The following is a 23,118-nucleotide window of genomic DNA, read 5'->3' as shown; positions in this document are numbered from 1 at the left end:
TTTTTTATTGTATCACTAAAGCAGCCATAAGTAAACGCTAACATTAAGATAATGTCTCCCTTCTGCCTTTTGTTTTTCTATTCTTTCTATGATACAATGGTTTTAAAAGAAGTAAAAGGAGTTTTTATGAAATACCCAACATTGTTGGAGCGTTTTTTGACTTATGTCAAAGTCAATACTCGTTCTGACGAACATTCAACCACTACACCAAGTACCCAAAGTCAAGTAGACTTCGCAACCAATGTCCTCATCCCTGAGATGAAACGTGTTGGTTTGCAAAATGTTTACTACCTACCAAACGGTTTTGCTATCGGAACCTTACCAGCCAACGACCCAAGTTTGACTCGTAAGATCGGTTTTATCTCCCACATGGATACAGCTGATTTTAATGCTGAAGGTGTCAATCCACAAGTTATTGAAAACTACGACGGTGGTGTTATCGAGCTTGGTAATTCTGGTTTCAAGCTTGATCCAGCAGATTTCAAGAGTCTTGAAAAATACTCTGGGCAAACCTTGATCACTACTGATGGAACTACTTTGCTCGGGGCTGATGACAAATCTGGTATCGCTGAAATCATGACAGCTATCGAATACTTGACTGCTCATCCTGAGATTAAACACTGTGAAATCCGTGTCGGCTTTGGTCCGGATGAAGAAATCGGTGTCGGTGCCAATAAATTTGATGCAGAGGATTTCAATGTTGACTTCGCTTATACAGTTGACGGCGGACCTCTTGGTGAACTTCAATACGAAACCTTCTCCGCTGCCGGTGCTGAACTTCACTTCCAAGGACGTAATGTTCACCCAGGAACAGCAAAAGGACAAATGGTCAATGCGCTCCAATTAGCCATCGACTTCCACAATCAACTTCCAGCTAGTGACCGCCCAGAATTAACAGATGGTTACCAAGGTTTCTACCATCTCATGGATGTAACAGGAACTGTTGAGGAAGCGCGTGCTAGCTACATCATTCGTGACTTCGAAAAAGAAAGCTTCGAAGCGCGTAAAGCTGCCATGCAAGCTATTGCTGATAAGATGAATCAAGAACTTGGTAGCGATCGTGTAACCTTGACTTTGACAGACCAGTATTACAACATGAAGGAAGTCATTGAAAAGGATATGACTCCAATCACCATCGCTAAAGCAGTCATGGAAAGTCTTGATATTACACCAATTATCGAGCCTATCCGTGGAGGAACAGACGGTTCTAAAATTTCCTTTATGGGAATTCCTACACCAAATATCTTCGCTGGTGGAGAAAATATGCACGGACGTTTTGAATACGTTAGTCTACAAACAATGGAACGTGCAGTTGACACCATTATTGGAATTGTATCTTATAAAGACTAAAGAGATCGGGAAAAAATTCCCGACCTCTTTTTTTATCAGCAGTCTACTTTTGACACGGTAGCTGACTGAACTTTTTGTTATTCTGCTACTTTTTCTCTTGTTTCTGGAGAGCTAGTTGCAGGAGCTAAGTTTGACTCAGCTTGTTTATCATTTCTTTCTTTATTGGCTGTTTCAGTGCTAGATTCAGCTGGCTTGACTTTGGATTGAAATTCCTGGTTTAATGAGACAATTTCTTGAGCAAGTGCTAGAAGAGCTTGCTTGTCTTTGCTTGCTGCACTAAGCTTATCAAATAAGGCGTCCACTTTTTCAAAATCAGCATCAGAACCATTATTCATTTCCAAATAAGTATGAAGAGCAATGACACCATTATAAAGTTTTTGATAAAGAACTAAAACTTCTGGGTCTTGGTTGGCATTCTCACGTTCAGTCTGAATGGTTTGTGAAATACGCTTCAGAAGATCTTGAACTTGCGTGTTTAGTTCATCAAGGTCTGCGTCGTCTTTCTCTAAAGCTGCTTTCAGGTTTTTCACTTCGTCAGCGAGTGAAGCTTTTACGCCTTCTTCTTTGACTTGAGCCACTAATTCTTCAGCTTTTGTTAAAAGTTCTTCTACTTGACCTTTTCGAACATGATTACTTTGTTCCTCAGGCTTAATATCATCATACAAACCTTTCAAGAACTCATAGACTGCAGTTTTTGCACTGTGACCATCCACTTTTTCAGTATCTAGGATCGTTTCAGAAGTCTTATGAGCAACAGATTCACTCTTCACTGCTTCTTCTACCTCTAATTTTGTTTGATAGATTTCAGGGAAGAGTTTGTTTAAGTCAGTCGCCTTAAGGAAGGATTGTGACTGATAAAGGGTCCAAGTTAAGTTGGCAACCTTATTTCTAAGAGTGTCATTTAAACGACCATCTGACAGATGTTGATAGAAATACTTAATGTACTCGACTGTTGTAACTCCAGTACGATCATTAAAGTCCTGCAGTGCTTCTAGTTTTGCTTCTACTGCATCTAATCCAGCCTCATCTTGAGCCAATTTATTTTCTTGGAGTTGAGCCAAGAGATCTTTTTTAGGAAGTCCATAAGCATCCGTATCCAAGGTATTAATCTTATCTACTAAAGCTTGATATTTCTTATCTAAAGGACTGATTTCTGTTGGTTTTACGCTAGCATCAACATGGATGTACTGCTTGTCAAAGAGATCTAATGCAGCCAGATAACCAGCTGTAGAGTTTGTTGAGAGCTTCTTCATATTTTCAGAGAATTGTCCCAAGGCAAGCTCAATTTGTCTTTGTAAAATTGGTTTATCCTTGTAAACTTCACGACTTTCTGCTAGAAGTTGATCAATTTTATTCTGAACAGTAGCTTCATCAAAGGCACCTGGTTGGTAGTTGGATTGCAAGGCAGGAATCTTATGTTTCAAAGCCACTTCATAGCCTTTAGTTTGTACTTTGATGTAGTGATTATGATCACCGTGAGGAATGACAAAGCTACCATTTTCTACCTGCAAACTATATGGAGAGACACCATCACGAAGTGCAGTTGTATAGAGTTCGTTTAGGAAATCAAGCTCTGCATCGCCTGTTTGAAGCGGAATACGAACGTGTTCTTTTCGAACTGCATAAGGGTGAATGTGAGTTGGGTCGTAAGCCTGGTCTGGATTTCCAAATACAAAGAATCCATTTGAAATTCGGATCGCTTCAAGCGGAACACCATAGGTTTTAGAGATATAAGCTATCTTTTCTTCATCGCTGGCATCTCGAGAGAAACTTTCTACAGTCTTGGCAAGAGGTTTTACAGGCTCTGCCTCATGGTGCCCATGCAAATGCTCTTGCGCTGCCTTAATCTGATCTGCTGATAAATCTTTTTTAAAGAAATAGTGAGCATGGTCTCCATGTGAAACCACAAAACCTTGCTCATCCTCACTGATCACTCGCTCAGCTGCAAATCCATGATCATGTTCATCTTCATGATGCTCGTGTTTCGCTTCATTCTCTTTATGAGTATTATGATTATCTTTTGGAACTTCTGTTTGGACATGCCCATGCAAATGCTCTTGTGCTGCCTTAATCTGTTCTGCTGATAAATCTTTTTTAAAGAAATAGTGAGCATGATCTCCATGTGAAACTACAAAACCTTGCTCATCTTCTCTAATCACACGCTCAGCTACAAAGCCATGATCATGTTCATCTTCATGATGCTCCTGTTTCGCTTCATTCTCTTTATGTGTATTATGATTATCATTTGGAACTTCTGTTTGGACATGCCCATGCAAATGCTCTTGTGCTGCCTTAATCTGTTCTACTGATAAATCTTTTTTAAAGAAATAGTGGACATGATCTCCATGTGAAACTACAAAACCTTGCTCATCTTCTCTAATCACACGCTCAGCTGCAAAACCATGATCATGTTCATCCTCATGATGGGTGTTATGAGTTACATTTTCATGGTCACGCTGAACTGTTGGTTTATTTTGATTTTCTAACGGTTTTGTTGGTGTTAGAACACCTCCAAGTGGTATCAAACGAGCAATTTTTTGCTCCAAAGCAGACATACTACTATAAGGAATGAAATGGTAGTGATTACCGTGTGGAATCGCAACTCCTGATGGTGTACGACTAGTAATTTTAGCTGGGTCAAATACCAAACCATCAGATTCTTGATAGCGTTGACTAACTGGTAAAGCATATAACTGAGCGAGAAGACTTTGGAGGCTAACTTCTTGATCTACTGGGATGCTTGTTGCTGGGCTATCGGCTTGAGAACTTGGTGTAACACTTGGATTTGGTTTATAATCCGTCAGGCTTGGTTGACTTCCTCTTCCAGCTAGATAGGCTTGAGCTGCTGCTAATTCACTTGAAGACAAGGCGCTCTTTGGAACGTAGTGATAATGCCCACCATGAGGAACGATATAGGCATCACCTGTATCTTCTATGATATCTGCAGCATTAAAGACATAACCATCATCTGTTGTATATCTACCTTGTGCTCTGGCAACAAGAACTTCCTTACTTGTACTGCCACTATCTGATGTATGTTCTTGTTTTTGTTGCTCGATTTGCTCTTTGGTACGAACATTATCAGCATGGCTTGCATCTTTTAGATAGACATAGTATTTGCCATCCACTTTGATGATATAGCCACCTTTAATCTCATTGACAATATCCTGATCACGCAACTGATAGTTCGGATCCTTCATAACCAGTTCTTCACTGAAGATAGCATCATAAGGTACCTTACCATTATAATAATGGAAATGGTCACCGTGGGAAGTCACATAACCTTGATCAGTGATTTTGGTAACAATCTGTTCAGCTTCTATGCCTTCCTTCTTGCTAACTTGGTCTGGTGTCAGAGTTTCATTCTTTTTAGCTTCAGACTCTTTACCATCAACGTAGGATACACGGTTGTCATCTTTTTTCTCAGGTGCTTGATGTTGATTTAAAGCATAAGCACAGACACTTAAGGCAAGGACCACTGCAGATCCCGCTAGATATTTTTTATTAATCTTCATAATCTCCTCATTTCAATTCTTCAGCTAAGATAGCCATATTTTCTTCTAGATTTTCCAAGTAGGACTTGTCATTTTGTGGGTCTGCCTCTAAAGGATTGAGGGTTTTAAGACCCACACCTGTTGATTTGACAAGAGTGTCCGCTACCTTAGATGATGCATTACTCTCTGTAAAGATGGTTTTGACCTTATAAGTCTTTACAAATTCCTGGATTTCAGTCAATTGTCTTGGACTTGGTTCTTGATCAGGAGATATTCCTGCAATCCCAAGCTGATTTAGTCCAAATCGTTTTGCCAAATATGAAAAAGCTGTGTGTTGGGTCACAAATGTCTTTTGATTAGCCTTTTCAAAGATGGGTTGGTATTTCTTAGTTAAGTCATGAGCTTTAGCACTAAAACTTTGTGCGTTTTTCTGATAGGTATCCTTGTTAGCACTGTCTAATTCTGATAACTTATCAGCAATTATCTGTGCTTCTTCAGCAACTTTTTCAGGATCTAACCAAGTATGAGGATCATACAAGGTTTTCTCATCAATCCCATCTCCTGCCTGCATATCTTCTAAGCCAGGCACGCGCTCCAAGGTCATACCTTCTGATGCTTCTAAGACCTTTACCTTGGATTTTTGCAGGCTTGGATCTAAACTTCCCGCCCATGACTCTAGTGTATGAGAATGATAGACAAAAACATCGGCATCATAGATGGCTGCAATATCATTTGCAGAAGGTTCAAAGGAATGGATACCAGAACTAGACTGAATCATTCGAACATCATTCAAGTCACCAGATACTTCCTTGACCATGGCATAGATAGGATAAAAACTGGTCACAATTTTCATCCCCTTAGTTTCACCACTCTTGTCTTGACTGGTCTTTTGTCCACATGCTCCTATGGTAAGAGCAAAGAAGGCAAGCAAAAGCCATAGGATACTTCTTTTTTTCATAACAACTCCTTAACTAGTATTTAACCATTTAATTAACTAGTAAACATTTTACTCCTAAAAATTTAAAATGTCAATATTTTTTCTACATTTTCATGAAAAAAGTGAGAACTAGATTTCATTATCAGTTCTCACTGGTTATTTTTAACATTTGACTTTTAATTGTTTTAGAACTCCTTGATTCATTTTTTTAGACAGCAAATTTCAGCTTTTTAATAAAGAAAGGGACATTATTCAATCAAAAATCGAACAATATCCTTTCGAGTAGCTTATAATTAATAAAAATATTTTAAGATTTTACTTGTTTTAGTGTCTTAATGTCATACATCACTAATTCACCATTTTTATTGTAAAACTGAACACCTTCTGGCTGAAAAATTAGAAACTTAGGATCGATTTGTGCAATTTTTGCTAACTTTTCTATATGTTCATTTAAAGTTACTTTATCCAATCCGTAGTCTGGTAAATCATCGTCACTTTCTTCTTTGGAGTTTTCTTTATCTTCAACCTTGTTTTCTGAAGGAATTTCGTTGATTGTACCAGTCTCATTTACGCCTATATTATTCTTCGGTTGCTCCTCAGTTTTATCTAGAACAGTCTTATTTTTATCAATATTTTTAAGATTGTTTGAATCAGGTTTTAATTCTTCATTATTATTCGTAAACGTCCCATTTTGGGATTCTTTTTCTTTCATTCTTTTAGCTATCAAGTCTTGTGCTTGTTTCCATTCTACTTCTGATAAGTCGGATTTAGTGATACTTCTCAATGAACCACCTCCCGCTCTTGGAATACTGAAAGATTTATCTGCCCAAATATAGGTTTCCTTTGCCAATACATCCTGAGGATCAAAAATATATCCATCAGGAGTTGCAAATCGACCTTCTGCAAGAGCTTTCTGAACTTCTTCAGCAGAATGGATAATTTGCCAGTTCTCCATTCCAGGACGCTCTTCAAGAGGAGTTACATTAGCAATAACAGATCCAGCATCATCATGACCTGGTTTTGACCAAACTTCAGGACGCACATCAGGATGTTGCATTACATATTTTATAGTTGCTATTTGCTCACTATTTAACCAAGAATAAGGTACGACGTGAATGTGATCAATATGCGGAATAATGAAAGAAGTTCCAGTATCATACGTAGTATTGGCTGCATGCATAGGCAAGCTAGATACATCAACAGCTAATCTTGGTTTAATTTCTGTTTCTACAATATCATAACGATAATTATCTTTATCTTTAAGCATTAGTTCTTGCTCAGAAAAAGCTATTTGAGTAAGATCGAGTTCTTCACGTGAATAAAAATAATCTTTACCACCTTCATTAATTATATAACCAACTTTACTATTTCTAGAAATTTTATTAGTTACTTTTTTATAATCAAACTTTGGTCTTTCCTTCTCATCTGAGTGAACTAAAGAAACGATGTCATCTGGATTTTTACCAGTTTCTTGAATCCATTTAGCAACTTCATCCAATTCGAATTGTTCTAATTCACCATATCCCATATAATGGAAATGATCTCCGTGTTTGGCAATAACACCTGATTTATCAACAGAATCGATGGAATCTTTGGTAAATATATATCCATCGCTTGTATCATAAGGTTTGCCATCTAAACCTTTTCCATAAGCTTTGATTGGTTGTCCTAAGAACTTATGAACTACTTCTTTTGATGCTAAAGGTTTAATATCTGTAACAATTTCGTTTAATCCATTTTGCCCTTTTAACGGAATCATTCTTGCAATCTTCTGCTCTAAATCAGACATTTGTGAATAAGGGATAAAGTGATAATGGTCTCCATGGGGCACTGCTACACCGTTAGCTGTACGTTTGATGATTTGTGCCGGATCAAAGACTAGACCATCCGATTCCACATGGCGTTCTGATAAAGGTTTTGCATACAATTCACTTAAAAGTGTTGAAATGTCTTCCCCTTGATTTTGATGATAAGTTGGTGTGACAGTCAGATTTGGAGTCTCTGTCAAACTTGGTTGAGCTGGCTTAGAATTATCACTACTTGGTTTACTTGAACTTGTAGAGGAATGTGCGCCTTGTTTACCATTCCAATAAGCTTGGGCAGCAGCCAATTCTCCTGCTGACAAATCACTCTTAGGGATATAGTGGAAATGATTGCCGTGCGGTACAACAAAAGCGTCTCCTGTATCTTCAATCACATCTGTCGGACTAAAGACATACCCATCATCCGTTGTATAGGCTCCTCCAGTTCCTCGATTCGGTGCGGGCGTATTGAGATTAAAGTTTGGTTTAATGGTTGAACTTGGTTTCTCAGAACTGCTTGGTTTCGGATTATCAGCATGACTTTGAATTGGCTGACCTCCTATTGGCAGATTTCGAGCCAATTTTTCTTCCAAAGCAGACATTTGCGAATACGGAATGAAATGGAAATGATCTCCGTGAGGAACTGCCACACCATTTGCAGTACGTTTTGTAATCTGTGCTGGGTCAAATACTAATCCATCAGACTCCACATGACGTTGGCTAAGTGGCAAAGCGTACAATTCTTGAAGGAGACTAGCTAAATCCTCATTTGGGCTCTCCGGAGCTGTTGCAGGATTTTGAGGAGTTTCAGATGGACTAGTTCTCACACTAGATCTTGTTTCTCCTCTGCTTGAACGATATTCAACCGTACTTAATTGACCGCCTTTTCCAGATAAGAAGGCTTGGGCAGCAGCTAATTCACTGGCAGACAAATCACTCTTAGGAATATAGTGGAAGTGATTGCCATGAGGAACGATATAGGCATCACCTGTATCTTCTATGATATCAGAGGCATTAAAGATATACCCATCATCCGTTGTATAGCGTCCTTGAGCTCTGGCTGCAACTACTGCTTGATCGTTAGAACCGCCTCCATGATTATGACTATGTTCCTGCTTCTGACGTTTAATCTCTTCTTTTGTACGAATATTGTCCGCATGAGCCGCATCCTTAAGGTAAACATAGTATTTCCCGTCTACCTTAATCACATAGCCACCCTTGATTTCATTGACAATGTCTGAATCCTTCAACTGATAATTCGGATCTTTCATCAGCAGTTCTTCGCTGATAATAGCATCATAAGGAACCTTGCCATTAAAGTAATGATAATGGTCCCCATGTGAAGTCACGTAACCTTGATTGGTAATCTTAACGACAATCTGCTCAGCATTGATCCCCTCTCGCTGACTAACTTCATCTGGTGTCAGATTTTCAGTCTTAGTACTAGCCTGATTCCCTTCTATATAAGCCACACGATTAGGCTCTTTGCTAGTCTGTACCGCTTGGAAACGCCCCAGTTCATAACTTGAAAGGCTTAATGCTAAAAGAGCTACCGAACCAAGAACATATTTTTTATTGATTTTCATCTAAACACACTTCCTATTTCATTTATTCGTTAAATAAAGAACTACACTTTTTCCTAAAGAATTTCCTTAACTGGTTAATTATATAACTGAAAAACGAAATCACTTTTAAAACCCCTCCTTCTATTTTCTATTTATCTAACAAGATTTGAGCGAGTGAGTTAGTTCACTATATAATTAACCGGTTATTTAACTAGTTAAGATTTTACTCCTATCACATAATTCTGTCAAGAATTTTTTTGACTTTCAGGTGAAATCTAGATAAAAAAGAGGAATATCCCCTAGTATGAGATAGATTCCTCTTTATAATATTTTAGTGTTGAAATGGCATAAAATCCGAAACAAAGGAAATGTTATCCTTATCTTCTGCGTTGACAAAATTTAAAAATAGCTTTTGAAATTCTTCAAATTCATAGTCTGAATGACAAATCCACTCCTTACCCGTCGAGACATACCATTTTCCAAGACTTGCAAGTTGCTCCTTGGTCAAAGATGGTACATGAGAGCAATGATCAAAGTTAATAATATAAACTTTTTCATAGATTGATTTGATAAAATCTTTGAGCATAAACTTTCCTCGCTTAAATTCTATACCTAATAACTAGTTGTACTATTCAATCACTTGGCTCTCAGCTAGTTTTTTGTACCAGTGAGCTGATTTCTTTGGATAGCGTTCTTGTGTTTCAAAGTCCACATAGAAGAGGCCATAGCGTTTTTCATAACCATTTGACCATGAGAAGACGTCCATCAATGACCAGATGAAGTATCCTTTGACATTTGCACCATCTGCAATTGCATCAGACAATACTTCCAAGTGTTGTTTCACATAATCAATACGGCCATCATCGTAAACAGTGTTGTCCACAAATTCATCTTTGTATCCAAGTCCGTTTTCAGTGATGTAGATCTTCTTGTAGTTTGGATAATCTTTCTTAACACGCATGATTTGATCATACAAACCTTGAGGGTAGATGATCCAGTCCCAGTCAGTACGAGGTACATAGTCAGGAGCTACACGACGTCCAACACCTTTGATTTGGTATTTAGAGCTTCCTTTCTCTCCTTTACCGTTGTGGATGATTTCAGTTTCACCATCAAAGGCTTCCATCCAGTCACTCATGTAGTAGTTAATTCCAAGAAAGTCGTTCAAATCTTTAGCTGCTTCAAGTGCTGCAAAGTCTTCGTCTCGAAGATCCAAGTTACCACCATTTACTGATAAGATGTGGTTTACACCTTCCATTGTTGCATCTGAATAGTGTCCAAGGTATGTAGCATCCAAGATAAATTTGTTGTGGATGATATCCTCCAACTCAGCAGCACGAACGTCTGCAGGATTTTTAGGATCCAATGGATACTTAGTTGGAAGAGCGTGAACAACCCCGATTTCACCTTTATAACCTTTGTCTTTGTACAATTTCACAGCACGTGCATGAGAAACCATCATATTGTGGTGCGATTGGAATACTTTTGCCAAGTCGTATTGAATACCTGGAGGGAATTTTCCTACTAAGTATTGACCATCACCGATTGGTCCAATTTCATTAAAGGTTGTCCAGTAGTTTACTTCTGGGAATTCTTCAAAACAAAAAGCAGCATAATCTACAAAGTGTTCGATATTTCCACGATTCAAGAAATCTCCATTTGAGTGAAGAGCTTCTGGGGTATCAAAGTGATGAAGGGTTACAAAAGGTTCTACATTGCGCTTGTGGCATTCAGCAAATAAATTATGATAAAACTCGACACCTTTAGGATTTACCTCACCATATCCTGTCGGAAAAATCCGTGACCAAGCGATTGAAATACGAATACCATTGACGCCATACTCTTCAGCTAACTGAAGATCTACTGGATATTTATGGTAGAAATCGCTTGCTGGTTCTGCTGTATACCAATAGTTATCAGCTAAGTATTTGTCCCAAGCAACTGGTCCTTTTCCGTCAGTATGGGTAGCTCCTTCCGCTTGATAGGCAGCCGTTGCCCCACCAAAAATAAAATCTTTAGGAAGTGTTTTTGTCATTTTTTCACCTATTTCTTGATTGTATTAAATGAAAAGTGAGGGGAGAGGAGTTAGTGAGCCATCCATCTCCATCTCACTTCTTGTACCAAGTCACCAAATAGTGACATAAAGGGGGAAAACAAATTTATAACTATAAGAAAATCTTAGCGATTTCCGTGATGATAGGAGACTGTTTTACAGCCCCTACCATTAATCAAATTGCGCCTGAACAAATGCAAGAGCACCTTTACCATCACGAGTCAACTTGATGTATTGAGCTCCTTCAGTCTTAGCCAATTTGATTCCAAGTTTATCTGTTTCAGCCTTCATGTCCTCATAGTTTGATGCTACTTGAGGAGCAAGGATAACAAGGTCAAATTCTGGCAACATTTCACGGTGAGCACCGTAACCACCAGCAGCGGCCTTCACAGGAACATTGTATTCTGTAGCTGCTTTGTTCAAGGCGTTGGCAAGAAGTCCACTTGTTCCACCACCTGCACAGAGAACAAGTACGTTGGTTTCTTCTGTAATTGTATTTTGTGCTGATTCTACTCCAGCTTTTTCAAGGATAGCATCAGCTTTAGCAGTATTGAAGTTTGCGGCTACTTTTTCTTTTAATTCATCGTTGGCTTTACCAGAACGTTCTTCTTCAAGAATTTGTTCGTCATAAACTTTAAGGAATGGATAGTAGATTGCAATATCCACTACAATTAACAATGCTGCAAGAGCAAATGACAAGAACTGGAAGTTTGTACCAAGAACAATACCAAGAGGTCCTGGTGTAGTCCATGGAAGGTTGGCAGTAAATGAGTTCATGCCAAGTGTTTCAATAAAGAACTTAAAGATCCATACGTTTGCAATAGGTGCGAAGATAAATGGAATAAAGAAGATTGGATTCAAAACAAGTGGTGCACCAAACAAGATTGGTTCATTTACACCGAAGAATGTAGGAACTACTGAAGCACGTCCGATTGCACGATTACGCTTAGACTTACACAACCACATAAACATGAATGGAACTACAAGAGTTGCTCCTGTACCACCCATAGTGACGATAAACATTTGTGTACCAGATGTAAGGATCTTATCAGCGTGCATACCTTGTTGAAGAAGGTTCAAGTTGACTTCGGCATTTGCATAAGTAATCGCTGCAATCGCAGGTTCAACGATAGATGGGCCGTGAATACCGACAAACCAGAAGAAGGCAAAAGCACCAAAGATAATAGTAATACCAAGATAACCGTCTGCTGCTGAGAAAAGAGGTGCAAAGAACTTACCGATTGATTCTGCAACGCTTGCACCAACAAATTGACGAGCGAGCAAATCAAGAGCATAAAGAGAAACAACTGAAAGCGTAAACGGAATAACGTCTTTAAAGACTTGTGAGATATTCGGTGGAACTTCGTCAGGCATGCGAATAGTAACGTTGTTCTTGACACAAACCTTATAGATAGCTACAGTTACAAAAGCTGCCAGGAAGGCTGAAAGCAGACCTTTTGTTCCAAGGAAACCAGTTGCAAAGCCACCCTCGATTGGGTCAGCTGCTAACATCAGTAAACCAACAATAGCCGCCAATAGCGTTGACATATAGTTGATTTGGTTGGTTTTCTCCATACTACGATTGACGGAGTCTGTTAAAGATTTAGCAGTGGTACCAGCTACCAAGACTGCTAGAATCCCCATAGAGTAGCTGTAAGGTTTCATCAAAAGTGCTACTACTTCATCAGACCATTTAAAGCCCCAAGAGTTTGGAACAAAAGCAATCAAGATAAAAATACTTGAGAAGAGAATGACAGGCATTCCAGCGATAAATCCATCTCGAATAGCACGAAGATAGATATTTCGAGATAGTTTTTCAAAGAAAGGCTTCCCTTTCTCGATATAGGCAATTAACTTATTCATTATTTAGCTCCTCTTTTATAAAGTTCAATTAAATGATGCACCAAATCTTTTAGCAAGATTGTTGTCATCAGGTGATCTTGTCCGTGCATCATTGTGATGCTGTATGGAATTTCTTCCCCTGCAGCTTCTTGAGCAAGCATAGATGTTTGCGCTTTGTGAGCTTCCGCAATGCAACCTGCTGCTTCTTCAACAAGAGCTTCTGCTTTAGCAAAATCGCTAGCTTCAGCAGCCTTCAAAGCTTCTAATAATTTTGAACGAGCATCACCTGCATAGGCAACGATTTCAAAACCTAACAATGTTACTTCTTCTCTATTCATGATAGAATTCTCCTTATATATTTTTTAGTAAAGCGTTATGACAATAAACGTTGGATGTGTAGAACAAGATAAACTCGTTCACTCTTGTAGAGGTCAAGACCCGTTTCCTGAGCAATGACCTCATAAATTTTGCTACCAATCTCGAATGCTTCTGGATAGGTATTCTTTATATGTTCTTCCATATCGAGCAAGGATTGATTATCATCGCGACTACGATCCAGATAATCCAAGAAATAATTTAGATGAATCATAAAGCGGTCGTAGAAATTATTATTTTCAGGTGTTCGCTGGATTTTATAACTCTTCAAAACGCTTTCGACCCTCTTTAAAATTTCCTTTCTCTTATCAATCGACTCAACAACTTCGACTTCACTCTCACCTTCGGCATTGATGAAATGATAAGCGATACGAATGATTTCGTCTTCAGGAAAATTTTCTGTCAGTTTTTGACGATAAATTTCAAAAGCTTCTTGTGCAATTTGAAAAGCGATAGGATATTTGGCAGAAATGTCAGGCAAGTTACTATCCTTATAGCGTCCTTGGCTAATAGCCTGATAAGAACAATAGATATGGTCTGTCAGAGTGACGTATAGATACTCTTGGACAGGATATTGATATTTTTTAGAAAGATTATCAATAATCTCATAAGTGACCGTAATAAAATCAAGCGGTACATCCTTTAGAAGAGCCATAAAGTTTTCTCGCGACTCTTCTGTTTTCATCCGAAAAACTTTTTCAACCTGATCCTCAGAAATCAAATCTCCTTTCTTCTTACCGAACGAAATACCCTTACCAATTACGATCAACTCCTCTCCCTTGCTATTCCGCACGAGAGAAACATTGTTATTCATTGGATTTAATATCCGATACATGGCAACCTCCTTGCCCTATTATTTAAGTTTTGTGAGCATAAAAAATGACCACAAATGAACTCAAAAAATATACATCTGAGTCATCTGTGATCATGCCTAATATTACTTAGTAACACTCACTTTGTATTAACTTGTGATTTAAGTATAGCACAAGATTTTTATTTTGTAAACCTTTACATACAACTTTTTTTAAAAGTTTTTTGCTAAGTTTTAGGACATAAAAGGGGGGGAATTTAGACACGTTCAGTCCATGAAGTTGCTGTTGTTTTAAGAACCTTGTTGAGTTCGTCAATGTTCTCAAATCCTGTTGTACGCAACCATTCACGAGCTGCTGCTTCACCTTCTTTGATATAAGGTTCAACTGAACCCGCCCAAGTAGCACGTCCACAAAGTACGCCATTGAAACGAGCACCTGAATCATGAGCAAATTGCAATGTTTCTTGGAACAATTTAGCTGAAACACCAGCACTCAAGTAGATGTATGGCAAGTTAGTTGCTTCGTCTTGAGCTTTGAAGAAGGCTGCTGCTTCTTCACGGCTGTAAACAACTTCGCCGTCACCAAATCCTTCAACGTATTTCACATTTACTGGAACTTCAACTTTCAATACATCGATGTTGAAACGTGGATCAGAGAATACTTTCATAGCTTCAATAACTTTACGTGGTTTTACTTTAGCGTATTCTACAGAACCTGCATCCGCAATTTTTTCATCGTAAGCCAAGATTTCCAAGAAGAATGGGATATCTTCAGCAACACATTCAGAACCTACGCGTTCGATGTAAGCTTGTTTTTGTTGGTTCAATTCATCTGAACTATCTACATCATAGTAAAGCAAGAACTTAACAGCATCTGCACCTTGTTCCTTGATACGTTTTGCAGACCAAACATCCAAGCAGTCAGGCAAACGTTTTGTGCTTGAAGTATCATATCCTGTTTTTTCATAAGCAAGGAGAAGACCAGCTTCTTTATCCAAAGCTTTAGTTGCAGGTAGTCCGTATTCAGGGTCAAGAAGCATAGATGAAGCGTATTTAGTCAATTCATCTGCTACCAAGACTTTAAGTTCTTCCATTTGAGCTACTGTTGGCTCTTCTGTTTGGTATTGAGCCATAAGGCGTTTCAAAGCACCACGTTGGTCAAAAGCAAGAGCTGAGATGATACCATTTTCGTCTGAGAGTTTTTCCAAACATGCACGTTTATTTTCTGTTAAAACCATTTTATACCTCTTTCACTACTAGTTGGTCATATAGGCCTTGATAGTTAGCCATATTGACATGACCGGTCATTTTTTCTTGAGCATTTAGCATACCAAGGACATTCGCCTTAGTCATCAATTCTTGATCAGATTCTTTATGGAAAAGACCTGATGCAATACCTGCAACGGTTGAATCACCTGACCCAACTGGGTTTACAACTTGTATTCTTGGAATATCCACTTTATAGAAAGTGTCCCCGTGTTTTGCAAAGGCACCATTAGCACCTAAGGAAACGATGATCCACTCAATTCCTTCAAATAGGGGCTCTTCAAGAACTTCTTTTAATTCATCCAAGTCTTTAGAAATTTCTCTTCCTAAAAGTTGAGACAATTCTTCATTATTTGGTTTGATAACTGTTGGCTTATGTGGAGATTCAAGAACCGCCTGAAGTGAAGCTCCTGAACAGTCCAAGACAACAGGTTTACCAGCTTGGTTAGCAAGTTCAACCAGACTAGCATAATAATCCACTGGAAGTCCTGCTGGTAGACTACCTGAAATGGCCACTACCTCTACAGTCTCTAAAAGTTCTTTGAAATGAGCCAAGAAATCTTGACCTTCTTTTTCTTGAACTTCAGGTCCTTTTTCTAGGATTTCTGTTTGGTTTTCTCCATGTAGAATTGCGATACAGTTACGGGTTTCACCTTGAATAGAGAAGAAACGTTTGCTTACATTATCATCAATATTTTCTACTAAAAAATCACCAAGTTTACCACCGACAAGTCCTGTTGCGACTACAGAGTCACCAAATTCTGATAGGACCCGAGTAACGTTAAGACCTTTACCACCAGCCGTTTTCGTAACATCTACAACACGGTTGACAGTGTCAATTTTTAATTCATCCAAAGGATAGGAAATATCAATGGATGGGTTCATTGTGACTGTTAAAATCCTAAGTCACCTCTTAGTCGTGGTATTCACCACGATCCCATTTTTCAAGGAACTCTGTAAAGAAGTTGGCATCAGTTTGATGATCGTTATGAGTTTCAACGTGTTGAATTTTAGCGATCAATTTTTTGTTTTCTTCTGATGGTTTGTATTCAGCGTTGATGAAAGCTTCAATGATATCACACATGAGCAACTCACCAGTGATTTTACCACCAAATCCGATAACATTGGCATTCAATTGTTCTTTTGCATAAAGAGCTGTTGTCATATCACGAACCAAAGCAGAACGAACACCTGGAACCTTATTAACAGCGTTATTGATACCTACACCAGTACCACAGATACATACACCAAGATCAGCTTGTCCACTAACTACTGCTTCACCAACTTTTTTACCAAAGATTGGGTAGTGTGTACGAGCGTGGTCATAAGTACCAAAGTCGATGACTTCATGTCCTTTTGATTTCAAAAATTCTGAAACCGCCATTTTTTCATTTGTTACGATGTGGTCACATCCAATTGCAATTCTCATTTTTATCTTACCTTTCTTTCAATATAAAAATTAGCACATTTTGTTCAACATGTCGACACGGATTTGGTGACGACCGCCATCATACTTACCATTTACAAAACCTTTAGCGATGTTCTTAGCCAATTCGTCACCAACAAGTTGAGCACCCATAGTAATCATACGTGAGTTGTTATGACCACGAGTCATATAAGCTGAACGTTCGTCAGATACTTCTGCAGCAACCATTCCTTTGATTTTAGTTGCAACCATAAATGGACCTGCACCATAAGCATCAATGACGATACCAAGGTTTTGTTCTTCTTTTTTAACTTCTTCAGCAACTGCAAGAGTTACATCAACGAAGTCTTGACCTTCAGCTGTAACATCCACAACGTGGAAGTTTTCTTTTTCCAAGAAATCTTTAACGACTTCTTTCAATCTCAAACCTGCAGCATCTGCACCAATAACAATAGACATATTGTATACTCCTTTTTTATAATAGACCAGTAAAAATTTTTTGGTTCTGGAAAGAAAATGACCATCACCAAATAGTTACTAGTAGTTTTGTTGACTATTTTAGATTAAGAATGAATCATCTATTCATTCTTAGTAACTTCTCCTTGGAGAAATTGGAAGAATAACTTGTTAAAACAAACACAAATTGTTCTTTCTAAACATAATATACTACTATTGTTTAAAAAAGTCAACAGTTTATGTTTGTTTTTGTTTATTTTTTAGAAAATTTCTATATCAAAACCAATTTGATCACTTTGAGCTGGATTTAAGATTCTAACATTTTTCTTATCTTCTAGATGATCGCCCTCTTCGAGTGAAGTTGACAAACCTGACCAAGGTTCCAGAGCAAGGAAAGGACCTTTATTAAGCGTTGACCAAACGATGAGGTTTGGAAACTCTTCAAAGTCCAGTTTTAATCCCTTATCATGCTTACGTGACCGTAAGGAAACAGAGCGAGAGGTTAATTCATCTAAAGTCACGGCATCATAACTAAAGAAATCATAGTTTAGATCCAATTCTTTTTGGTCTTTTAACCAGCTACTTCTATCTTGAAAATCTAACATCCCTGTTTCTGGGAATGGTTTAGGAACTGTACAAGTTTCTGGCATTTCAAATTCAAGATAGTAGTCTTCATAAGCTTCATCATCAAATAAAGGACAGTTAAAGCCTGGATGTCCACCAATAAAGTAAGGCATTTTCTTATCTGTTTCCTTATTGGTAACTTGATACTGTGTACGAATAGTCTTTCCAGTAACAGTATAAGTTATTTCTAGGCGAAAATGATAGGGATAGTTCTCATACATTTCTTGGTCATCTTCGATAGCAAAGGTGACAGAGTTCTCTGTTTGTTCTACTAATTCAAATTCTTTTTTTCGAACCAAACCATGACGTGGAATTTTACCTTTTACTTGACTACCATCATCTTGATCATACAAAACAGTATCATTTCTAACGGATCCACAGATTGGAAATAAAACAGGTGCTTGTCCACTCCAGTAAGTTGGATCTCCCTGCCACAAATACTCAATTCCATCTTTATCTTTTATTGAAGAAAGTGCACCACCAAAAGTTTGAAACTGTACACTTAGCTGTTCTGTTTTTAATTCAATCATTAGAATTACCTCCATTTATTTAAGGCCTAAAAAAACTAGGCTGTCGACTCCAGATTTGGAAACTGACAACCTAGTTTTTACAATTTACATTTTTAGGAGCGAATTATTTTGCATTTGCTGCGTATTCTTCATTACGTTTGATCATTTGTTTTCTGTACCATGCAAAGATACCAACGTAGAATACTAGGAATACTAATGCGCCAAGGATTGCTTTGATATCACCAGTTGTAGCGTTACCAATTGCCCAACCAAATAGTTTTTCGATTGGTCCTTCAAGAGTTGAGTGAGTAATCAATTGAGTTTGGCTTACACCTTCTGGGAAGGCACCTACACCTTTAGCAAGTTCTGTTGCAAATGGTGCGATAAGTGTACCTGAAAGAAGGAAGAGTGGCAACAAGAGTGTTCCGAAGATAATCATACGGAGCAATTTACCACGAGTAACTACCAAGAGAGCTGGAGTTACACCCATTGCGATGATACCAGCAAGTGGTAAGATACCATTTCCGACGTTTGAAAGAAGCACTGCTTCAACCAACATGATTGGTGCAAGTACGTTGGCACAAGCCCAGATTTCAGCACGACCAGCGATAAATGGCCAGTCAAGACCAATGTTGAATTTACGTCCTTGAAGACGTTTAGTAGCAACGTTTGTAATACCTTGTGAAAGTGGTTCTACGGCTGCGATGAACCATGAACCGATCAATGAGAAGAGCTCCAAGCAGACACCGGCAGTCAAACCAAGTGACAACCAACCTTTAATAACAAGTTCCCATTTATCAGCACCTTCAACACCAGGAACTGGATGTGGAGTTCCCATCAAACCGATAACGATACCAAGGATGAAACCGATGAAGAATTTAGATCCCCAGAAACCGATTCGTTTATTCAATTTAGCAGCGTCAAAGTCGTATTTATCAAGACCTGGGAAGAGTTTATCAAAAATCTTATCCAAAACCATGATAACTGGGTTCATCATGTAGTTCATGTGAGTTGAAGTCATTGGTGATGAACTTGGTGCGTTAAGAAGGTCATCAAATGTTGGTTTCATCAAGTCAGAGTTGATGATTTTAAGAACCCCAACAAGAACAACTGCTGCAGTCGCGATGAAGAGTGAAACTCCTTGGCTAACTCCATTGTTGTCAGCGTACCATTTGATCAAAAGACCTGTGATAGACAAGTGCCAGATATCAAAGATATCGACGTCAAGTGTATCAGTTTTCTTCATTGCAAGCATTACAATGTTGACGATCAACATCACAAGCAAGAAGTAAAGTGTCCAAGCTGAACCCCAAGTGATTGTAGCAAGTGGTGCCCAACCAACGTCGGTGATGTTCAATTGAATACCAGTATTTTCAACGAATTTTGCAAGAGAAGCTGAGAAAGCTCCGTTAAGCATTCCGATGATAGCACCGATACCAGTAAGAGCGATGGCAAGTTTGATACCACCTTCAAGCGCTTTGGAGAATTTCACTCCAAAAAGTAGAGCCAATACTGTCAAGATGATCAGCATGATGATTGGTCCACCCATTTCCAAGATAGGTTTGAACAGCTTATTGGCTAGTTCGATAATGATATCCATAATTTTCCTCCCTTTATTTTTATGGAATATTTACAAATTAATAATTAGCTTAGACCATGTTCTTTGATAGCTGCTTCAATATTGTCATAAACTGGAGCGCTCATAGCTGGAATACGGAACAAGATTGGTCCTGCTTCAACAACTGGGATACCTGGTTCAAAACCTAAATCAGTAGCAGCGATTGGTGTGAAGATATCATAACCTTTAATCAAGTCTTCATTGACATCTTTTACCATAACAGCATCACATTGAACATCGTACCCACGGTTAGAAAGTTCTTCTTCAAGAGCACTTTTAATTTGGTGGCTTGAGTTAACACCTGCACCACAAGCAGCAAGAATTTTAATCATTTGGATTTCCTCCGTTTTTATATAAAAATTATTAACAAATTAAGCAGTCGCTTCTGAGATATATTGGAACAAAGCTTCAGGTTCCGTAATCTTAGACAGCGCTTCAAGATGACCATTGCCTGTAAAGAAGTCCATCAACTGTGCAAGTATATTTGTTTGACTTGAACTTGAATTGTTGATGATAAAGAAGAGTAATGATACTTCTACTTCCTTATCAGGTGCAATCATATTGTGGAACGTTACCGGTTTTTCCAGACGAACCACGACAACATTTTCAGTTAGATTATGAATTGTATCAGTATGAGGGATAGCTACGTTAGGCAAATCCTTCCCTAAAAACTCCATATCCAAACCAGTTGGGAACGATTTTTCACGTTCAATCAAGGCCGATCGATAGGTCTCTGTAACAACTTTCTTTTCTTCCAATAGGGTTGCAACTTGATCGAAAAGTTGCTCTTGATTATCTGCTTCTAAGCAAAAGACTAAGTCTTTGTCAAAGAAATGATCTAATCCCATGACCTTCTCCCTTCATATTTAACTTTTATGGTACAAGTATAACACTATATGAAACCGTTGTCAATGTTTTTTGTTGTATTTTGTTTGATTTTTATTTTTTTTGTTTACGAATTAAACATTTAATGATTTCAAACATATTTTTTATAAATTTCTTAAGAAGTGAAACTCTTGATATCAAAACTCATAACATTTAACGAAGAATAATTAAATCCTTTTAAAAATTAAATTAGTTTATAGATCAAAATAGGCGAGCATAACCAGTTCTAATCTTATTGTGTGTGGAATAGCAATAAAGGAGACAGCTAAAATAATCAGGTTCTTAAGGATGTCTAAGATAAAATTTTGCAACTTCATCTTTAGTGCTACTTCAAGTGAATTTTCATAATTCCTTGTTACTCTGTCTATGTCTCTCGTAATTCCTCACGGAATAAATGCTACTAAAATCATTCTGAAAACCTAATGAAAAAGTCATCATTAGCTATTCTTTTAGGGGATGGTATACTTAAGAGTTAACGTGATTGCATGTCTTATAATCAGTTAACTTTAAAAAGTTTTTCCCTATTCCAGTCTATATGATCTTTTTTCAAAAGAAACTTTTTTACGCCAGCTAACAGAACGTTGTGATTTAGCTTTATTTACGATACGATGAGTTAAAAAATTATAGTTCTGACTGTGAATGCGATGATAATGTTAAACCATCACTAGTTAAAAGACAACTCTACATTATCTGATATGGATGTGTTTATGCAATCCTTTTCTGATGTGCTTTTAAAAATTTCCTTGGTATAGCTTCTATTGAATCTCTTCATTGACTCAATTCCATAAATTTCGAATCAAAGCCGAAGAGTTAATTGATTCATCACTAAAAATAGAAAAATCTATCTTGAACACGACTTGATTGAAAGTAAAATTCTCATTATGGGTGCGACTCATGCTAAAACTTATTAAAATCATAAGAAATTCTGCGTAAATGCTCAAAATCTTGCGGAAAAAAATTTTGCAATACTCCGAAGATATCAAGGAAGAATTCCCTAGCAAGTCTCAAGAGTATTATCTTAAAGCTGAATTGAGATATACACAATAGTTGGTATCAGCCCTATAAAAACAGGAAGAATTAACAACATTATTTGTGGTTTCACAAAAATTAAATTTGCTTAAAGAAGTATGGAAGATATCTATAACACTTATAAACCTCTGTTAAAAATGAAGCTTACTTAAATAGCTCCTTTTATAGCTCTAAAGAGCATCTTACAATAATAGACGATCGTATGATCATAGTCTGTGTCGTGATAACTGGTGAAAAATTTTAATCCTATTGTAGAAAAAATTTATCATAAAACCAAGGATAATGACCTAATTGTTTTAGGGGATAGAGTCTATTCTGGGAGATATAGAATTCAATTTACCAAAAAGGAACATATGAATTTAGTCGCTAAGCTACATCTAGCTTTTGTTAATGATTTTAGTCGCAAAGAAGATTTTTTCTTTAATAAGGATACAGGTCCTCTTTGTTTGTACAGAAAGAAGATAAGACAGGAAAAAAATGAATAGATATATTACTCAGGAAACCCACTATTTTGATATTAAGCATTGTCAAATCTGCTTTTCAAAAATAGGATGTTACCCAAAAAGAGGATAAATCTAAAATCTATTCTATTACCCTTAAGGGTTACGAACATCTTTTCAGAAGATATTGTATTTTAAAGGAAAAACTAAATAGCGCTACAAGAGAGAGGCTAGAAATCCGGAAATGTAATACCGACATGTTATTGATACACCTGGATCATTTGGTCTTTTTTTACATAAAATTGCAAGAAGCAATGACTATATTCGTGATTACTATGAAAAGGATTATAGCTTTACTAAATCAAAAATAAGTAAACAAAAGGAGGAATCTATCTCATATTTGGGTAGATTCCTCCTTTTTCATTCAGATTGTAGAGATTACTTTTCGGCTACATCCCACTCTAACTAAATCTTCTATCTCAACCATAGTTAACAAAGAACTTTAAAAACCGGCTCTATAATATTTGTAGTGGGTAAATCCCCTATGGATCTTATGGAGCCTATTTTTGTGTAGAAAAAAAGTCCCATAAGATCTATAATGAAAAGCGACCAAACCATCATTAGAAAGAATCATAT

General features: G+C 37.6%; 17 protein-coding genes. 1 reads left to right on the top strand and 16 read right to left on the bottom strand.

Annotation, left to right across the window (positions count from 1 at the left end; genetic code table 11):
- Positions 1 to 126: 126 nt before the first annotated feature.
- A complete protein-coding gene (pepT, locus tag QM460_RS08955; RefSeq protein ID WP_414289886.1) occupies positions 127 to 1,350 on the top strand; it encodes a peptidase T in 1,224 nt (407 codons plus the stop codon).
- A 77-nt stretch (positions 1,351 to 1,427) separates the two neighbouring features.
- On the opposite strand, the gene QM460_RS08950 is transcribed toward pepT, so the two are convergent.
- The 16 genes from QM460_RS08950 to QM460_RS08875 form a co-directional block, all read right to left on the bottom strand.
- Positions 1,428 to 4,865, bottom strand: coding sequence for a pneumococcal-type histidine triad protein (locus tag QM460_RS08950; protein ID WP_414289885.1), 3,438 nt, complete (start codon positions 4,863 to 4,865; stop codon positions 1,428 to 1,430).
- A 7-nt stretch (positions 4,866 to 4,872) separates the two neighbouring features.
- Positions 4,873 to 5,802 carry a metal ABC transporter solute-binding protein, Zn/Mn family gene (locus tag QM460_RS08945; protein WP_414289884.1) on the bottom strand — a complete coding sequence of 310 codons (930 nt, stop codon included), beginning with the start codon at positions 5,800 to 5,802 and terminating at the stop codon, positions 4,873 to 4,875.
- 286 nt (positions 5,803 to 6,088) lie between these two features.
- Complete coding sequence (locus QM460_RS08940; protein WP_414289883.1) at positions 6,089 to 9,169, bottom strand: pneumococcal-type histidine triad protein; 3,081 nt, start codon at positions 9,167 to 9,169, stop codon at positions 6,089 to 6,091.
- 310 nt (positions 9,170 to 9,479) lie between these two features.
- Positions 9,480 to 9,734, bottom strand: a complete 255-nt coding sequence (locus tag QM460_RS08935; RefSeq protein WP_000910132.1) for a DUF3884 family protein — start codon at positions 9,732 to 9,734, stop codon at positions 9,480 to 9,482.
- A 42-nt stretch (positions 9,735 to 9,776) separates the two neighbouring features.
- Positions 9,777 to 11,183 (bottom strand): 6-phospho-beta-galactosidase, encoded by a 1,407-nt coding sequence (lacG, locus tag QM460_RS08930; protein WP_414289882.1) that lies wholly within the window; start codon positions 11,181 to 11,183, stop codon positions 9,777 to 9,779.
- A 189-nt stretch (positions 11,184 to 11,372) separates the two neighbouring features.
- A complete protein-coding gene (locus QM460_RS08925) occupies positions 11,373 to 13,064 on the bottom strand; it encodes a lactose-specific PTS transporter subunit EIIC (protein ID WP_061863123.1) in 1,692 nt (563 codons plus the stop codon).
- Complete coding sequence (locus tag QM460_RS08920) at positions 13,064 to 13,381, bottom strand: PTS lactose/cellobiose transporter subunit IIA (RefSeq protein ID WP_049527213.1); 318 nt, start codon at positions 13,379 to 13,381, stop codon at positions 13,064 to 13,066. Before QM460_RS08920 ends, QM460_RS08925 begins: the two co-directional genes overlap by 1 nt.
- 35 nt (positions 13,382 to 13,416) lie before the next feature.
- A complete protein-coding gene (locus QM460_RS08915) occupies positions 13,417 to 14,253 on the bottom strand; it encodes a PRD domain-containing protein (RefSeq protein WP_061863124.1) in 837 nt (278 codons plus the stop codon).
- A gap of 233 nt (positions 14,254 to 14,486) precedes the next feature.
- A complete protein-coding gene (gene lacD / locus QM460_RS08910; protein ID WP_301560183.1) occupies positions 14,487 to 15,467 on the bottom strand; it encodes a tagatose-bisphosphate aldolase in 981 nt (326 codons plus the stop codon).
- Position 15,468: 1 nt separating this feature from the next.
- Positions 15,469 to 16,395 (bottom strand): tagatose-6-phosphate kinase, encoded by a 927-nt coding sequence (locus tag QM460_RS08905; protein WP_414289897.1) that lies wholly within the window; start codon positions 16,393 to 16,395, stop codon positions 15,469 to 15,471.
- A gap of 13 nt (positions 16,396 to 16,408) precedes the next feature.
- Positions 16,409 to 16,924 carry a galactose-6-phosphate isomerase subunit LacB gene (gene lacB / locus QM460_RS08900; protein WP_001216925.1) on the bottom strand — a complete coding sequence of 172 codons (516 nt, stop codon included), beginning with the start codon at positions 16,922 to 16,924 and terminating at the stop codon, positions 16,409 to 16,411.
- A gap of 30 nt (positions 16,925 to 16,954) precedes the next feature.
- Entirely contained in the window at positions 16,955 to 17,380 is a 426-nt protein-coding gene (gene lacA, locus QM460_RS08895) for a galactose-6-phosphate isomerase subunit LacA (RefSeq protein ID WP_000029280.1), read from the bottom strand.
- Between the two features lie 257 nt (positions 17,381 to 17,637).
- Positions 17,638 to 18,531 carry an aldose 1-epimerase family protein gene (locus QM460_RS08890; protein WP_414289881.1) on the bottom strand — a complete coding sequence of 298 codons (894 nt, stop codon included), beginning with the start codon at positions 18,529 to 18,531 and terminating at the stop codon, positions 17,638 to 17,640.
- A gap of 103 nt (positions 18,532 to 18,634) precedes the next feature.
- Positions 18,635 to 20,110, bottom strand: coding sequence for a PTS galactitol transporter subunit IIC (locus QM460_RS08885; RefSeq protein WP_000351356.1), 1,476 nt, complete (start codon positions 20,108 to 20,110; stop codon positions 18,635 to 18,637).
- A 44-nt stretch (positions 20,111 to 20,154) separates the two neighbouring features.
- Entirely contained in the window at positions 20,155 to 20,460 is a 306-nt protein-coding gene (locus tag QM460_RS08880; protein ID WP_000590576.1) for a PTS sugar transporter subunit IIB, read from the bottom strand.
- A 39-nt stretch (positions 20,461 to 20,499) separates the two neighbouring features.
- Complete coding sequence (locus QM460_RS08875; protein ID WP_000521965.1) at positions 20,500 to 20,976, bottom strand: PTS sugar transporter subunit IIA; 477 nt, start codon at positions 20,974 to 20,976, stop codon at positions 20,500 to 20,502.
- Positions 20,977 to 23,118 lie beyond the last annotated feature (2,142 nt).

Origin of the sequence: Streptococcus infantis, assembly GCF_047464415.1 — a bacterium.
Classification (GTDB): Bacteria; Bacillota; Bacilli; order Lactobacillales; family Streptococcaceae; genus Streptococcus; species Streptococcus infantis_AE.
Note: the sequence above shows the minus strand (reverse complement) of the source record. Positions and strands in the feature narration are given on the sequence as shown.

Bases quoted from the DNA above. Each gene is read 5' to 3' on its own strand.
- lacD (WP_301560183.1), bottom strand. From the start codon at position 15,467: ATGGTTTTAACAGAAAATAAACGTGCATGTTTGGAAAAACTCTCAGAC.
- QM460_RS08950 (WP_414289885.1), bottom strand. From the start codon at position 4,865: ATGAAGATTAATAAAAAATATCTAGCGGGATCTGCAGTGGTCCTTGCC.
- QM460_RS08890 (WP_414289881.1), bottom strand. From the start codon at position 18,531: ATGATTGAATTAAAAACAGAACAGCTAAGTGTACAGTTTCAAACTTTT.
- QM460_RS08940 (WP_414289883.1), bottom strand. From the start codon at position 9,169: ATGAAAATCAATAAAAAATATGTTCTTGGTTCGGTAGCTCTTTTAGCA.
- lacA (WP_000029280.1), bottom strand. From the start codon at position 17,380: ATGTCTATTGTTATTGGTGCAGATGCTGCAGGTTTGAGATTGAAAGAA.
- lacG (WP_414289882.1), bottom strand. From the start codon at position 11,183: ATGACAAAAACACTTCCTAAAGATTTTATTTTTGGTGGGGCAACGGCT.
- QM460_RS08925 (WP_061863123.1), bottom strand. From the start codon at position 13,064: ATGAATAAGTTAATTGCCTATATCGAGAAAGGGAAGCCTTTCTTTGAA.
- QM460_RS08935 (WP_000910132.1), bottom strand. From the start codon at position 9,734: ATGCTCAAAGATTTTATCAAATCAATCTATGAAAAAGTTTATATTATT.
- QM460_RS08915 (WP_061863124.1), bottom strand. From the start codon at position 14,253: ATGTATCGGATATTAAATCCAATGAATAACAATGTTTCTCTCGTGCGG.
- QM460_RS08885 (WP_000351356.1), bottom strand. From the start codon at position 20,110: ATGGATATCATTATCGAACTAGCCAATAAGCTGTTCAAACCTATCTTG.
- pepT (WP_414289886.1), top strand. From the start codon at position 127: ATGAAATACCCAACATTGTTGGAGCGTTTTTTGACTTATGTCAAAGTC.
- QM460_RS08920 (WP_049527213.1), bottom strand. From the start codon at position 13,381: ATGAATAGAGAAGAAGTAACATTGTTAGGTTTTGAAATCGTTGCCTAT.
- QM460_RS08945 (WP_414289884.1), bottom strand. From the start codon at position 5,802: ATGAAAAAAAGAAGTATCCTATGGCTTTTGCTTGCCTTCTTTGCTCTT.
- lacB (WP_001216925.1), bottom strand. From the start codon at position 16,924: ATGAGAATTGCAATTGGATGTGACCACATCGTAACAAATGAAAAAATG.
- QM460_RS08880 (WP_000590576.1), bottom strand. From the start codon at position 20,460: ATGATTAAAATTCTTGCTGCTTGTGGTGCAGGTGTTAACTCAAGCCAC.
- QM460_RS08875 (WP_000521965.1), bottom strand. From the start codon at position 20,976: ATGGGATTAGATCATTTCTTTGACAAAGACTTAGTCTTTTGCTTAGAA.